We start from the raw sequence: 15,250 nt of genomic DNA, 5'->3' as shown, positions 1-15,250 counted from the left end.
TACCGGAACTGCTGCGCCACCGACGTAGTCTGATTATCCGCTCCGGTCACCTGAATGGCTTGACGGGTTGGGAAACCAGCCTGGTATAACGTGAAATCGTATTCGTTGGCAACGACAATATCTCGGGTGTCATCCTTGATTGTGATCGTCGTTGGATTCCCGTAACTGTCATATACATAGCTCGTTTGGGCCTTCAGGGGACCGCTGCTGTTATTTTCTTTCATTTTGACCGTCTTGATGCCGTTCGTGGTCGGATACCGTTCCAACTCGACAAACAAGCTTTTATTCGACTGAACAGGAACCGTATAACTTTTTAACAAATTTCCTGTATCATACGTATAACTCGTCGTGTTGGTATACGGATCGGTCTCGGTGATCACATTCCCGTACTCATCATAATCTCGGGAGACGATGCTGGCTGTCGATTGCAAAGAACCTTGTTTGGTCTGAGCGGTCACTTTGGTGGGTACCGGCCAGCGTTTCACCCGGTTGTATTCCATCGTTTCGGTGGACTGCTGGGTGCCGCTGCTTTTGACCACTTGCGTATTGTAGTAGACTTCCGGCGTATTCTCGTCGATATACACGCGGTCATAGGAAGAGGTCGTCTGGATTCTCCCGTTGTCCACGGTGGTGGAGAACGAACTGTTGGAGAATCGGACCGCCGCTCCGTCGCCTGTGTAACTATACGTGACCCGATTGAATTTCGATTCTGAACCATCCGTATAGGTGACCACGTCTTCTCTTGAAGTCGCCCGATAAGCCCGTTCTTTCGCACTGGTGCCCAGTGCGCGATCAAAGTCGGTATACCCGTAATCCGTTCGCGCTTTGGTCGGATGGTAGACCTGTTTTAACAGGGCAATAAAATTGTCTTTGGGCCGTCCACCGCCGACGAGATCGAAAGGAATCGGCTTGATATCGTAGACGTATTGTGTTTTTCTGCCCATCGCATCGGTCACTTGAGTGAGCAGTTCTTTATTGCCTTGCGGATCTTTCATCTTGTCATATTTAACCGTCCGATCACCTATCGTGACCACAACTTCCTTGGTTGAATAGCTGATCGTTAATTCATTGCCAAGGGCGTCTTTCACTTTGGTCAGGACAGTGCCATACGGCTGTACAGACTGGTAGCCGAATTGAAGAGTATTGTTGTAGGCGTCTGCGATTTCCATCAGTTGCCCTTGATAATCAAAATACATCTTTTTTCCATCTAGCGATTGGAGTTTGTAATAGGCAGAGCTATTACTCGGAGTGGTGAAGGAACCTGTTTCCAGTTTCAAGTCCTTCCATGGATAGCCTTTGAGATTCAGCCCATCCAATTCATAAGCGCTTCCGCCGAACAAGTGAATATATTTCTTATTGGTATCCTTCGTTTCGATATAGGGGATATCCCAGCTCCATCCTTTCCCGATCGGGAAACGATTCTCTCCTTGTTTCGGTTTGGCTTGGTTGCTATAGGCGACATAGTTAGCCCACTGGATTTGAAAATAGGGATCATAGACGACGTTGCCTGTTGGATAAAATCTGACGTTTAATGGAATTCCACTCAGAACCATATCTTGAGCCAGCAGGTACGGGCTGTTACTATTATTAGGATCGACGTAGGTCCATGCTGATTTTAGCAAATCTATCACTTCATTGTTAAATTCGAAATACGGCTCATTAGGCCTCGGGTAGTACACAAACGTAGATTGTCCACCAATGATCTGGACCAGCGATTTGTAACTCGTGCCGTCAAACACAAAATTCCCGGCGTATCCCACTTGTGGTGACACCAAACTATTTGGCGAAGAGGCTTTATTATACAAACGACCTTCTAGCTCAGGGTAGTACATCCTGGTATACGGGATTCCGCTAACAAAATCTTTATCATAATACTGGGCATCGGAGCTGTCATAGCTACGGGTTAAGGCAAATGATAAACCGTTTCGCCCGGGCAGCACCATATCCGTAGCCTGTACGGAGAGCGAACCGCTAATCGGAGATATGCTTTCGCCAATCGATTGAATCGAGAACGGGGCGCTATCCCGTTGAATATTCAACCGTTTCACCGCAAACTCGTCATAGCTGGTCGGATAGGAAGTGGAAGAGGACATGGCCATCATGCGTCCCTGTTCGGGATCTGGTGTAACGGCAGGGTGCAGGAGACTTTCATCCGGGATCGTTAATTCATCTGTCGTTTTTACAACATTTTCGTCCGTCTCGGAAATATCGCTCTGATCCACGTCTCCGGGGATCGCTTCCCGATTTTCGAACCGGGCCGCTGAATAATCCCATTCCTCCCATTCCACCTCGGGATTGATTTGCTGCAGCGAGTCAGCCAAAGACTGATCCGGCGCTATCCGGGCCTGGAGGGCTGCATACAGGTCTTCCAGTGTGTAGCCTTTATTTAATTGTTCGACCAAATCAAGCTCCGGGATTTGAAAGCTGCGGCTAAGCCACTCCAATGTCAAGGTTTCTTGAACTCCCGATTCTTCCACAGGGGGGATCGGCCACTCTCCAAGCGATGCGGTTTGAATATTTGATTTCCCTTTCGCTACTGCGGACGGGGCGGGGGCAAGCTGCACAACGAAAGCGACAAGTAGTAAATAGACGATAATTTTTCTCATAGAAACAGCTCCTATTGCAGGTTAAGTGTACGTGTTTATTTGAAATTAATAGAGCGTTCTGGTTTTCGACACGATGTTTCCGTTCGCATCGTATTGATACGACACTCTGTACCCGTTGGCAAAATAGATATCCGTTAACCGATTTCGATTGGAGTAGACATAAACATCGTTAGGCTGCCTGATAGAAAAAGCAGCAGACTGATTCCATACGCCGTACGTAAGGCTGCCGTCGTTTTTGATGACGTTTGCTCGAACCCGAACACGTCCCTTCGTTGTAGGGAAGTAGCCCGCCGTATTTACTGTGAGTTGTGTACTGGTTGTTTCATTGACGAGATCCACCCAGTTGAATCCGTCATTAGACGAGTACTGAACCTGAAATCGGGTTTCCAGCGTGGGCGGGCCAGGATCCAACACCCAAGAGATCGGCATGGATGTCCCAAACACTTCTCCCCCGATCGGACTGATTAGACGAGCTCCCCCGACCAACGTATAGTCATACATCACACTGATTGTGGCCTTCCCTTGACTATTTATAAAGGTTACGGTATTTGTCCCTAAATTCCAGTACTCTGACGGGACAGTACGATATTCCGTTTCCTCATATAAGTAATTAGAGAACAATGCATTCCAGTTATTAAATTCGATTTTGGAATTGGTCAAGGCGATGTAGCCACTAACATCCATTATCAATTTGGAATCATTATTATTCAATGGAAGCAGTTTGTTGGACGTCGATCTCAACAGCGTGTACGTGTCACTATTTGCCTTAACCCCGCACTCTGCATTTTGGGGTGCTGGCTTGGGCGAAGGTGGAATGGTAACCACCTTGAATTTACTTTCCATGAGCGTAGCCGGAGGATCGGAAGGAACGATATAGTCCATATTGGTATATGGGGCGCTGCCGTTCGAGCAACTAACTTGTCCATTCCACTTGGTTGCAGTTAGGACTAAAGAGAAAGGACGAAACGGTTCGGTAAACAAGGAAGATGGCTTATCGCTCCAAAAGTTAATGTCTCCTAATGAAGAATAATAGGTTCGTGAGCGAGTTACGCGGTTATCCTTTGGAGTCAAGCCAATTTTTCCGTTTGTGACGACGACATTTTGAGGGATCGTAAATGAAAAGCTGTCCCCGCCTGACAACACCGGAGAGGTTACGCTGGGGTCGACATCAATCGGGAAGGTTAAACCCGTGGTATCCACCTGAATATCGAGATAGTTTCTACCCTTGTCTGTTCGAAATTGTTGAGAAACGGCTCTTTTGACTCCCTTCTTATCCACCAGGAACATGGAATGAATGGTGAATTTCTCTTTATTCTTACCTTCGATAAGGAATGAAAATTGTTTCCCGGCCTTCTCATTCTTGAGCGTAATCGTTTCTTTGATCCCTTTCTTGGTTACCTCCAACAAAACGTCTGTATCGGACCATACGTCCCGATACCGGATTTTATTTTTTTCGTTTTTATCCAGAGCGCCTTTTTTGGCGGACTCGCTGACGTTTTGCGGAATAAACCGGACATAGTCTCCCCCTTTTCCAATGCTATAGCCCTCTTTAAATTCAATAGGGATCGTGACATCGAAAGGCATTCGAACGGCCTTAAACGCCGATGTCCGATTTTGAGGCGCGTTGATCGCGTTTTTAAATTCTGCTGATCGCTGTTGAAGCGCTTTGGATTCTGCCGGCGTTGTAAGCGCCGTACCGATTTCCTCGTATTTTCCTTCCTCACTCCAATAGAACAGAGGGTCCGTCGTGACGAATGCCCGATAGCTGCCGTCCGGCAGTTTAAAATGGACTTCGTTCGCACGTCGCAATTCCGGTCGTTCAACAGCCCTTTTTTTCGACATCTCGGACATAAAGGATTGAAAGGCAGGGCTATCGCCCATATCCGGTTCGATTGCTGTCAATGTCTCCACTTGCATTTGCGACCCGGCCTGGACTGCTGCTGAACCTTTTGCTTCGGTTGCTGCATATCCGTTAACCTCAGCAAAAAGCATGATCATGATGAGAGCGATGACCATACTTTTTAACTTTGCACGTTGTTTCATTGTCTTAGCCTCCAAGTCAACATCTGAATTAAATTCTCAAGCAACCAGTGCTCCCGGCGTAAGTAAAAAAATCTTGCTGATTTCTTTCGCTCTTGCTTCTAATGTTTGCAGTTTCCCCATTATTATCTATTATCTCTCGTAAGTAGAATCACCACCTATTAAAGGTTTAATTATATATATTAATATTTACTGACATATAATAACATGTAATCTTCTAAAAAACACCAGTTTTTTAGAAATATTATAGATCACATTCCGGGCTCGACTTTCTTTTGTCTCTATAAAGTACTTTTTGACAATGCCGCAGGATTCACTTCATGTTACGGCCTGCTATTGGCTCGCACTTCCGAAGAAAGTTACTTTGTCACGGGGCTTTAACCTCAAAGATTTCTCCACCAGTTGCCCGTCAGCTACGAGGCGACTTGCCTCTGACCTCGACCGGACTCACACCGGCTAGTTGTCCCTCGCTTGGCTAGACGCGCAAAACAAAAAAAGGATCAGGACTCTTCTAATGAAGAAATCCTGATCCTTTTTTAAATTTACGGAATTCCGTGAAGCGAGTTCAATGGCTTGCTGTTTGAAGCAAACTTCGCACAGCATCCATATCGATGGCCAAATGAATGCCCGGCATCGTCCGCATCGAGCCGGAAACAATGCCGCTCAGTCTCCCTTGTTCATCAAGCACAGGACCGCCTGACATGCCGCTGACGATTTGGGCGGAAGTCAAGATGCGCCCTCTTCCGTTCACTTCCGCATTCGGGTTGTTGACGATCCCCTCTGTAATGACGGGGGTGTCTTTCATGGGATAACCGAGCGCATACACTTTTTCCCCATATGCAAGTTTGGATTCACGCATCGCAAGGTAAGGATATGTCTCCTTCTTCCCCTTTACAACTCTGGTTGGCGGGAGCTGCAAGATCGCCGCATCCGTCAGTTCGTCATAGGCTGTGACCGTAATCGGTCCAACTACCTTGCCGTCTGAAAGAACGCCCTCGATCCGCTCACCGCCCTTGACTACATGATAAGCAGTAACAGCCGTGCCGTCGGTGGAAATGATGACGCCGGACCCCACTGCCTTGACGGCCTCGCCGTTGCCCATGACTCGCAAATAGAGCATCGCGCCGCGGGCCAGCGCATAGCTCTCCTTCGCATTGTACGAATCAGGCACGCTTGCTTGTGAAGCATGGGTAAAAGCAATCATGCCGGAAATGAGCAAAGCCATCAGGCACAGCATCATCATTTTCACTCTTCTGGACATTTGTTATGCTCCTTTTTCTCTGAATCTCCCTTTATCTCGCTGCCTGCTATTGGACGACTGGCATAATATCCTCATAGGCCCAGTGGGAAGGTTGCAAATCCGTATATTTTGCCGGAAGCTTCTTCTTCTCAACTCCAGTAGCCCGGTTGATCAGTACAACAGCCTCGGCCCGGGATAACTTGCTGTCCGGTCTGAACGTGCCGTCAGGGAAGCCTTTCACATACCCTTCCTTCACGAAGGCCTGCACATAAGGCTCGGACCAATGACCCTTCACATCTGTGAACGCCCCGGTCCCTGCACCAGCGCCAATGCTTCCGGCCTGACTATTCCTGGATACATCCACATGCAGCACCCGGGATAGCATGACCACAAATTCTGCCCTGGTCAGCGGCTTTTCTCCGCCAAAGGTTCCATTCGGATAGCCCTGTATAATACCGGCCGAAGCAAAGAAGGCAACCTCATTCGCCTGTTTTTCCCCTACATCGCTGAACAGACTTGCTACGGTAACATTTTCTTTATCCAGCAGTGGAGCAAGCGCTCCGATTAATTCATATCGGGTCATCGCCAAATCGGGTTTAAACAGATTATTGCTATACCCCTTCATGTATTTAATTTGGCTTGCATTTTGCTTCAATTCATAACCCGCATTGGCAACTTCATACCGCATGGTCATGACATGGTTATTCTTGTTCGTAATCACCTTGATCGTGATGCTGCCAGTGATGATGATCTCGCCTTTATATTGCTGGCTATTTACAGTTGGCGTGCTTCCGTCTGTCGTGTAGTAAATGATCTGTCCAGCCGGAGCTGTCAGCGCCAGCCTGCTGTTGCGGGCGATTGACACCGGCGTGTCCTTATCCCAACTGATCTGCTTCTGTCCGGTATACGCCTGAATTGCGGATTCCGGCTGTTCGGGCTGAACCGGGATAAAGCCGCCACCGCCAGATACCGGAGGAGTATTCTTCGTCCACACGCCTGTGAATACGTCGCTGATTTCCTTCTCCGCGACAACAGCAATCGCTTTAATAGTCGTCGTCTGCTTCAATACAATCGGTCCTGTATACCGCGCCGATTCTTCAGTCGGCTGCTTGCCGTCTATTGTATAGTAGATGGCTGCACCCGGCTCCTGAACGCCAAGCACGACAGATACCTGATCGGTAAAGCTGGCATCGCCCGATTCAACAAACGGCGTTTTGGCCTTCTCGGCATATTGAACAGCTGGCGAATGGATTACGATTTGTCGCTTCATTTCGCCCGCGGCAACGGTAAGAACGGCTGTGCCTGTTGTTTTCAGGGCACCTTTTACTTTAGCGGATTGCTTCTCAATGACTGCCTCCGCCGCGTTTGCCGACCAGGTTACGCCTGTTCCTGTCAGTTCAAACGGCGCGTTAATACGGTTAATCGTATCTTTGGCATCCAACAGAATTGCTGCCGCGCTGATCGCGGACTTGTCAGTACCATAGAATCCCGCAAGCTGCGGGTAATGGCCTTGGACAGCTTTCCATTTAGCAGTATCGAGCTGAGATGGAACAACACCTTGCGCCAGTTCTTTCGCCAGCACGCCTTGCGCCTCACCACCAGACCCGCCAACCGGCTTGGAGTCACTGTTGTAGTACGCCGTGTTCTGCTTCAACTGCTGCTTGTTGAACACGGTATTCGAAATTGCGGCGGAATCCGTCTTCTGTCCGGCGATTCCCCCGAAGAATGTCACACCCGGCACATGCTTGCCGTTCACCGAAGCAATGACTTCTCCTGCCGACCAGGCATTGCTGATTGCTCCGCCGACTGTAGAACCGGCAATTCCGCCTGTCCAGGCTTTTGCAGTACCCTTGGACTCGGCGCGTCCCGAATAATAGCTGAAGCTGATTTCCCCGGCGTTCAGACCGGAGATACCTCCTGTTTGCGCCTCCGCCGCTTCGGACTTCAAGTCGGCATAAGAGAAGCTGTGATCAATTGCAGCGCCCGCAAGATTCTCTCCGGCAATACCGCCGCCACGCACAGCCTGCTCCGCATAGGCAGCTTTCAACTCGATTCGGCCGGCTGTCGATACGTTGCTAATGCGCCCTTCGTTAATGCCTGCTGCTCCACCGGCAATTCCATTGCTTTTAAGAGTCAAGCCGCTCAATTGAGTTTGAGCCAATGACCCTTTGTTGCGGCCTGCTACGCCGCCGGTATAATTTGTTCCTGCAACTTTGGCATTCTTGATGACAACGCCTTGGATAACAGCGCCTTGCTCATTCGTTCCGGCTACAATCGCTGTATGCGCACCGCCCGTAACGGAGACATTCTCAAAACGGATATTCGTGACGGTTCCTTTATTTTGCCTGATGAAGGCTGCAGGTCCAGAGCTCTCTGTCTCTTTAATCTGAAGACCTGAAATGACATGTCCGTCCCCATCAAACACCCCGGTAAAGCTGTCAAACGGATTCCATGCTATGCCTGCAAGATCCAGATCTGCAGCAAGCTGAATGCGTTCGAATTCCGGTTTTGTCTCTGCCGCACGGTTGAACAGCTGGTAATACGGCAAGCCGGAAGCGTTATAGAGATGCACCGCCCCTGCGAGCTGCGGTACTGTCCGAATAATAAGCCCGTCCGCCGCCTCCCCGTTCAGGAAGGTCGTATCCAGTTCGAAGTTCCAATTCAGCACAGGCGTCATATCTTGCGCTTCGACTGCGGCTGTACCTGTCACTTGTCCCAGATTGTACCCGACAGGCGTTGCAACCCCCGTATAAGCAGAGTCTTTCAGCTTACCCTGTCTGAACTGATAGCCGATCAGCGCGCCTTTATACACATTGGCTCCGCTGACATTGATCGTCAAGACCGGCACATTCGCGTATACCTCTGTCAATTGACCGTCATTGTACCCGGCAAAACCGCCCGCATAGGCGCGTGTCGCATGATTAATGCCGACTGTTTCGACTTTCTGATTGATCGCGTAAGCGCGCTTGATGTCAGCTTCACGTTCTACGGCAGCCGCAAAGCCTCCGCTGCGCGTGTCAAAGCCTGTATTCTGAACATTGCCCGATGCATAAGCATCGGTAATCTTATACTTGTCTACCGAACCGGCAAAGCCGCCTGCGTAGGCACCGGTAATACCTTTTACCGTAATATTGCCTTTGGCGTAGACCCGGTCGATGGACGCTGCTTCATCCGCTGTATCACCGAGCAAACCGGCGAAGCCGCCTGCATAGATCGTATTATCCTGATTCGTATCCTGCACCTGAACCGGAATATCAGTCGAAGAATGCGAGATTTTCGTATGATCACCCATGCCGATGAACCCGCCCGCATGTGCCGAAGGCACAACGCCAGGACGTGTAACCGCATTGCCGATCTCAATCTTGCCGCTGCGGACAGCCGCTGCCTCCGAATAATGAATCTCGCCGGCAGTCGACTTGCCAACAACACCGCCAACATGATAGATACTCGAAGTTTCCGCCTGAATTGGCGTTCCTGTCTTCACATGAACCAGAATGCCGCTGCTTTCACCGACCGCGCCCCCCGCAGCAGCTGTTCTACCGCCGGAGAGCTTCAATTGCGGCTCTGCATTGGCATAATAGATAGAAGCATCTGCGTTGACGCCTGTTATTCCACCGAGAGTCAGATCTGCCGCACCGTTTCCGGTTGTCAATTGAATCTGTCCGCGCTGAACGTCCGCCTGATAAATACCGGAATAGAATGGAATAAGCTGTCCAAAGTCAAAAGCTCTGTCCAGATCGTCCGACGACAAGCTGCCTGTCACACCGCCAACAGCGCTTGCTCCCGATGCTGCTTCTACTACAATATCCGGAATCACGACAGACTTGTTCAAAATGCTGTTATGCGCCATACCGGCAATACCGCCGACAGCAGCATCCGCGCCTCCGGCCCTGATAACTGCCTGCGAGTAGGCATCAAACATGGCCGTCTTCATCAACCAGCCTGCAATTCCCCCGCTAACTGCAGGCTTATCGTCAGCCGATACATGAATATCTAACCTCTCTACCCGAACCTGCCGGATATCATAGGCATTCGTTCCTTTGCCTTCTTTCATACCGACTACGCCGCCTGCAGCCCCGCTGCTGACGATGTGCCCGGCAGTTCCCGCTTCATCGCCGCTAACCGCATTGTCCGGCAGTATTTTATCTGGCTCGGGTCGACCGATTACGCGAATACCGATTATTGCATTCCCCGGTTCAGAGTGGCCGATCACGCCGCCCGCGACCGAACCCTGTCCGCTGGCCGTAATGTGCCCATCCTTGAAGGTCAATGTAATATCCTGTGCCTTCCCGGACACATAACGGCCGATAATGCCGCCAACCACATTGCTCTTGCCTGAGGCAGACACACGATATTCTTTCACAACTTCTATATTCAGTCCTGTAACATCTCCTGTCTGCTCGCCGAATAGTCCGCCGACAGTCGCCCCGTCCGCTGTAGCTGTAATTTCTCCATCCGGCGCTTGGATTGAATAGAGGCTGGCATCAATAGCCATCTTGTTCTTGCCCGCAATACCGCCGACAACCGCGTTCTCTATATTCCCTACGATTCGGCTGCCTCCATCCAGCGTAAGCTGAAGCTTCTCCATCTGCCCCGTATTCTCACCGATCAGTCCGCCAACGGTTTGCCCGCTGATCTCAACTCCATTCAGCAGACGTACGTCAATATCAGATATTCGTCCCTGGTTCAGCCCTGCCAATACCCCTGCATGATGCTTGCCGGCAACAGCGAGCGGTTCCAGCTTCACATTCAGCACTTCACCCTTGGTTCCAATGACACCGAACAAGCCTGCATACGAAAGGTCCGACGTTACAGCCAGGCCGTCGATCAGATGTCCGCCCGCTGCGAAGCTGCCTTGGAATGCATGGTCGATGCGATCTCCAATCGGCGCCCATTGCTTGGATTGGATATGGATTGGCTTCGTCACACGAATGTTCCGTCCTTCAAAATTAAAGGCTCTCTCACCCGGAACGGTTCCATTCACGATAGCCGCCAGACCTGCCAGCTCCGCTTCGGTGCTAATTTCGAAATTAATGGCATCTTTGTCCAGCATGTACCAGCGGATATTCTGGTTCACATCCTCATGGCCGCCTCCGCCGCCGCTATTGGCAACACGGTTCAGCTCGGGATATTTGTACGCGGCATTGAGCGACCCGTATCTCCAAGTATTCGTAAAATCCCAGCCCGACAAGCCAGGGAATACGTTGCGATCCTCCAGCGTCTCCGCCAATATCGTGCTCAATCTTGCATGGACGTTGAGGAAACGATGCTTCCCGTCCGCGAAGTCCGGCAAATCTTTATTAATTGATTTGTCTTCATCTTTAATATAGTAGGACTTGTACAACAATTCCTTGCTTGTATTGTCGTAGCGACCCGCAAAGCCCCCTGCAAATGCATCGCTTGCCGCGCTCACCCTGGAGGCGGAATAACTGTGGGATACTTTCCCTGCGACAATTCGCCCGATAAAACCTCCCGCATAGGAATGGTCTTTGGTTGCGGCAACCGACCTGGCTGTATAGGAATGATCAATTGTCCCTGCCGCATGTTCGCCCACAAGACCGCCGACAATCGAATAGCTGCCATCCGCCCTCACGTTGGAAACGGCATACGATTTCTCAATTACGCCTGTATTGCGCCCTGCAATACCGCCTGTAAATACCGGATTTTCGGATTTCCCGTAAGTTCGGCTTGTCAGATCATTGTCAATGTAGGAAGCGATAATGCGTCCTTTGTTGTCGCCGACCAGTCCGCCCGTAAGCGTGCCTTCCCCTTCAATGCTCATATTGGCGTTGGAGTAGGTATAATATACGGCTCCAGCTTCCTTGTTCAAGCCGACCAATCCGCCCGCTATCGAATTGTTGCCTTTGGAGATGAGCGAATTTTTCTCGGTGATGCTGTTATTGGCAATCAGACTGCTGTTCTCCCCGACCATGCCTCCGGTTACAGAGGACGGCGCATTCGTCTGAATGCTGCCGGACACCCGGCTTGCTTGAATAGTGCTGACACCCGTTGCAGGGTCAGCGATCGTATCGCCGTTACGCGCTGCGTTGCGTCCGACAAAACCGCCAACCACTGCAAATTGTGCGGACGGATTCACCCGAATGTTCAGTTCTGTCAGATAGGTACCTGTAATCATGGCTTCATTCGAGCCCTGATTATAGCCGGCAATACCGCCAGCAGCCGCCTTCTCTCCATTCAAAATGAGATTTACCTTATTGCCGACCAGCTTTTCCGTCTTGGTGCGGACACTATGCCCGATCAGCCCGCCGATGTGGGCCTCGGTTCCTGAGGCCGTCGTGGACAGCATCACATTCTCCGCGTTGACGGTTACTGCATCGCCGGAAAGATGCGAATCTTCGGCTTGGCCCGCGATGGCGCCCGCTGCAATCTTTGTCCCTTTGACAGAGAGCACTGCATAGTCGGGTATAACCGCTTGAACAACTGAATTCAAGATCAAGGAATCCTTAGCCACTCCTGCGATTCCGCCAATAGCGGACTCCGCTCCGTCTGCGGTCAGCAGCGCCTCTTCACCTGCTAACACAACAGCATTCTTGATGGCCGCTGTCAGTCCGCTTCCGGCAGCAGTCTCCAGCCGTCCTGCAATTCCGCCTGCCTCTGCTTTCTCGCCGCTTGCCGCAATGACTGCATAACTTGCCTTGCTGCCTGTCAGAACACCGGAGTTGACCCCCGCAATCGCGCCGATCCGGTTGCCAGTTCCTGTAGATGTGATCATCACATGATCTGCCTGCGCATTATCTGCTTGCCCTTTGTTTTCTCCGAATACACCGCCAACACGGTTGTTCGCTCCGCTGCTGACAAATTTGCTGTCTTTTACATTCAGTACGCTAGCCTGAGCCGCGATCTCTCCGCTGTTGACCGCAGCAATCCCCCCGGCGTGAATGGCGGATGCTTTCAGGTTCAGCTCAAGCTGCTCCACCGACACATGAACCTTGGAGGCCTCATTCATTCCGGCCACTCCGCCCAGCAAGCTATCCGATGCCTGAGCTTCAACTGCTACATGATGCACCTGAACTGGCTTCTCCAGAGAACCAATGACAGCATCCGAAGTAAGCTGCCCTGCCACCGCCCCGAAAGTATAGCCGCTTCTTCCTGTTTCTGTTATTAAAGTGATACGAGTGACTTCACTTTCTGTCACTGCCAGCTCGTCTGTATTGGCGCCGATAATTCCCCCGGCGATAATCTTGTCGCTGCCGCTTGCCGCGTTATCCAGCGCGGCTGCAAACGTAACGCTATCGCTTGCCATAGTATCCGCCGCGCCGACAACCGTTTGGGAAATTTCACCTTGCGCCCAGCCGGCTACTCCGCCCGCCACGCTATGAGGTTTAACCTGAAGCGCGAGATAGCGGACCTGAGTTTCGGTAATTGTCCCGTTCACATAGCCGGCTATGCCGCCAAGCGTGCCGTCTGAAGTCATTTTTGCAAAATTGGCAGCGGTATAACCTGCTTTTGCTTTCTTGATTGTCCCGCCGTCCAGATACCCGGCGATGCCGCCGGTATATGCGGCGGATTTGCCCTGTACATCGATACGTCCTGTAAAGGACGTATTCGAAATGGCCGTACCGGCATAGTAAGCGCCGACAATACCACCGGTATAAATCCCGTTCTCCCCGCCGGATTCAGCCGCAGTCACCTGAATTTCATGCGCGAATGTTGCGCTGTCAATTGCAGTATCTGCTGCCTTGTTGCCATCAACCCGGCCAATATATCCGCCGGTATACAGCTCCGTTTGTCCCTTTACCGAAATATCCCCGATGCTGACAACATTTGCTGCCGCTCCGCCTGCAGAGGTAGCATAGGCCTGATTGGACACAATACCCCCGGTATACACGGCTTTACCGCCTTCAACAACCAACTTGCCCCGGTTCGCATATCCTTCAGCTACGGTATGATCGAGTAGCACACGCTGACTCGCTGAACCGATCAGACCGCCTGTATAGGCTTCGTTCGGATTGCCGGTTACGGTCACAGCAGCCGAATTGACTGCAGCGCCCAAAAATCGCAAATCACCTGTGATGCTTCCGATCAGACCGCCTGTATAAACCTCCGACTGCCCGGATGCTGCAATGTCAACCTGATTCGTAAAATTGCGGCCCCATGTCAAGCTGCTGTCAATCCGTCCGGCTACGCCGCCGGTATGGACATTGGCGCCCCCATGGTTCGTAACTGGAGCGCTGCTCGTAAACTGGATCTGGAATAATGGCTCATTCTGCGCCGCGCCGATCTCTCCGATCAGCCCGCCTGCAAAGGAGCCCAGCGCCTGCGGGGCGTCAACCGTAACCGATCCGCTGTTCGCAGATAATTCGGAGAAGGCAATGTCTGCCCCGGCCCGGCCAACAAGCCCGCCGGCATAACTGTGCTCCCCATACTCTGCTGTGATCGCACCTGTGTTGGCCACCGGCGTATTTTCCTCATTCATGCGCAGAGAGCCCTGGGCATGGCCGACGATTCCTCCTGCGTAGACATCTCCGGTTCCATCGCTTTCTGTCGCGACGGCTCCATGGTTTTCTGTCTTCTTGATTCTTAATCCGGAAAGTCCTCCTTGGCCCGCAATACCTCCAGCCGCAGCCGTGGAACCGAAGGCGGTAACATCTGCCTCATTGCTTGAGCTGGAGACAGCGCCGTCCCCCGCGCCAACAATACCGCCGACGCGGACCTTGTGGCTGTTCTCCTGAACGTGTATCGGAATATAATTTGTAATCTGGTACACAATGCTGCTGTCCGTCATCTTCCCGACAGCTGCCCCGGCATATACATCGCGGCCGGAATTTGTGACCGTCAAGCTGCCGTCTGCGGTAAACTTAAATCCGCCTACCGTACCGCCCTCCATATATCCGACAAGGCCCCAATAGCTGTCACTGCTGGAGACGTTCATGCCGGATATGGTGAACACCTTCCCGCCTTCGGCAATCAGTGTGCCTTTAAAGGGATGCTCGGCGCTGCCGATGGGCGTCCACAAATAATCGGATAAGTCCAGGTTGCGGTCGATCTCCAAAATTTTGCCGCTGAAGCCGTTAATCTGGACACCCGTGTCCGACACGCCGGTATTGACCAGTTTGGCTACGCCAGCCAGCTTCTCCTTTGAATCAATCGTAAAAGTGACATAAGTCTCGTTGTACCAGTCTGTTTGGGCATAGCCGTCCCAACTCTCCGGTTCGGCTTTGGCCATGTAGACACCCGCGAGAGCCGCAATGGACAAACACATTACGGCAATGGCAAGCTTGTACACCGATGGTCGCTTCGCTATCATTCATGCACCGCCTATAGATAAATTGTGAAGCTCAACTATATTTACAAGAATGTCTGATCTATGCCCGACGTTCCCCCATCTTCGGCTCCTGCGTAT

Annotated in this window: 3 protein-coding genes and 1 pseudogene; all 4 read right to left on the bottom strand. The window is 51.3% G+C overall.

Features of this window, described 5'->3' with window-relative positions; all coding sequences use genetic code 11:
* Positions 1-2,606, bottom strand: a pseudogene (locus JFN88_RS15320) (RHS repeat protein); the annotation flags it as partial.
* A 45-nt stretch (positions 2,607-2,651) separates the two neighbouring features.
* The gene (locus tag JFN88_RS15315; RefSeq protein WP_199020146.1) at positions 2,652-4,649 is read right to left on the bottom strand and encodes an RHS repeat domain-containing protein; all 1,998 of its coding nucleotides are present in this window, start codon (positions 4,647-4,649) and stop codon (positions 2,652-2,654) included.
* A gap of 562 nt (positions 4,650-5,211) precedes the next feature.
* On the bottom strand, positions 5,212-5,907 hold the full coding sequence (locus JFN88_RS15310) for a S1 family peptidase (protein WP_199020145.1): 696 nt from the start codon (positions 5,905-5,907) through the stop codon (positions 5,212-5,214).
* Between the two features lie 46 nt (positions 5,908-5,953).
* Positions 5,954-15,154, bottom strand: a complete 9,201-nt coding sequence (locus tag JFN88_RS15305; protein WP_199020144.1) for an S-layer homology domain-containing protein — start codon at positions 15,152-15,154, stop codon at positions 5,954-5,956.
* Between the last annotated feature and the right edge of the window lie 96 nt (positions 15,155-15,250).

This window comes from Paenibacillus roseus, assembly GCF_016424485.1.
In the GTDB taxonomy this organism is placed as follows: domain Bacteria; phylum Bacillota; class Bacilli; order Paenibacillales; family Paenibacillaceae; genus Paenibacillus_D; species Paenibacillus_D roseus.
Note: the sequence above shows the minus strand (reverse complement) of the source record. Positions and strands in the feature narration are given on the sequence as shown.

Excerpts from the sequence above, each read along its gene's own strand:
- JFN88_RS15310 (WP_199020145.1), bottom strand. The coding sequence starts at position 5,907 with ATGTCCAGAAGAGTGAAAATGATGATGCTGTGCCTGATGGCTTTGCTC.
- JFN88_RS15305 (WP_199020144.1), bottom strand. The coding sequence starts at position 15,154 with ATGATAGCGAAGCGACCATCGGTGTACAAGCTTGCCATTGCCGTAATG.
- JFN88_RS15315 (WP_199020146.1), bottom strand. The coding sequence starts at position 4,649 with ATGAAACAACGTGCAAAGTTAAAAAGTATGGTCATCGCTCTCATCATG.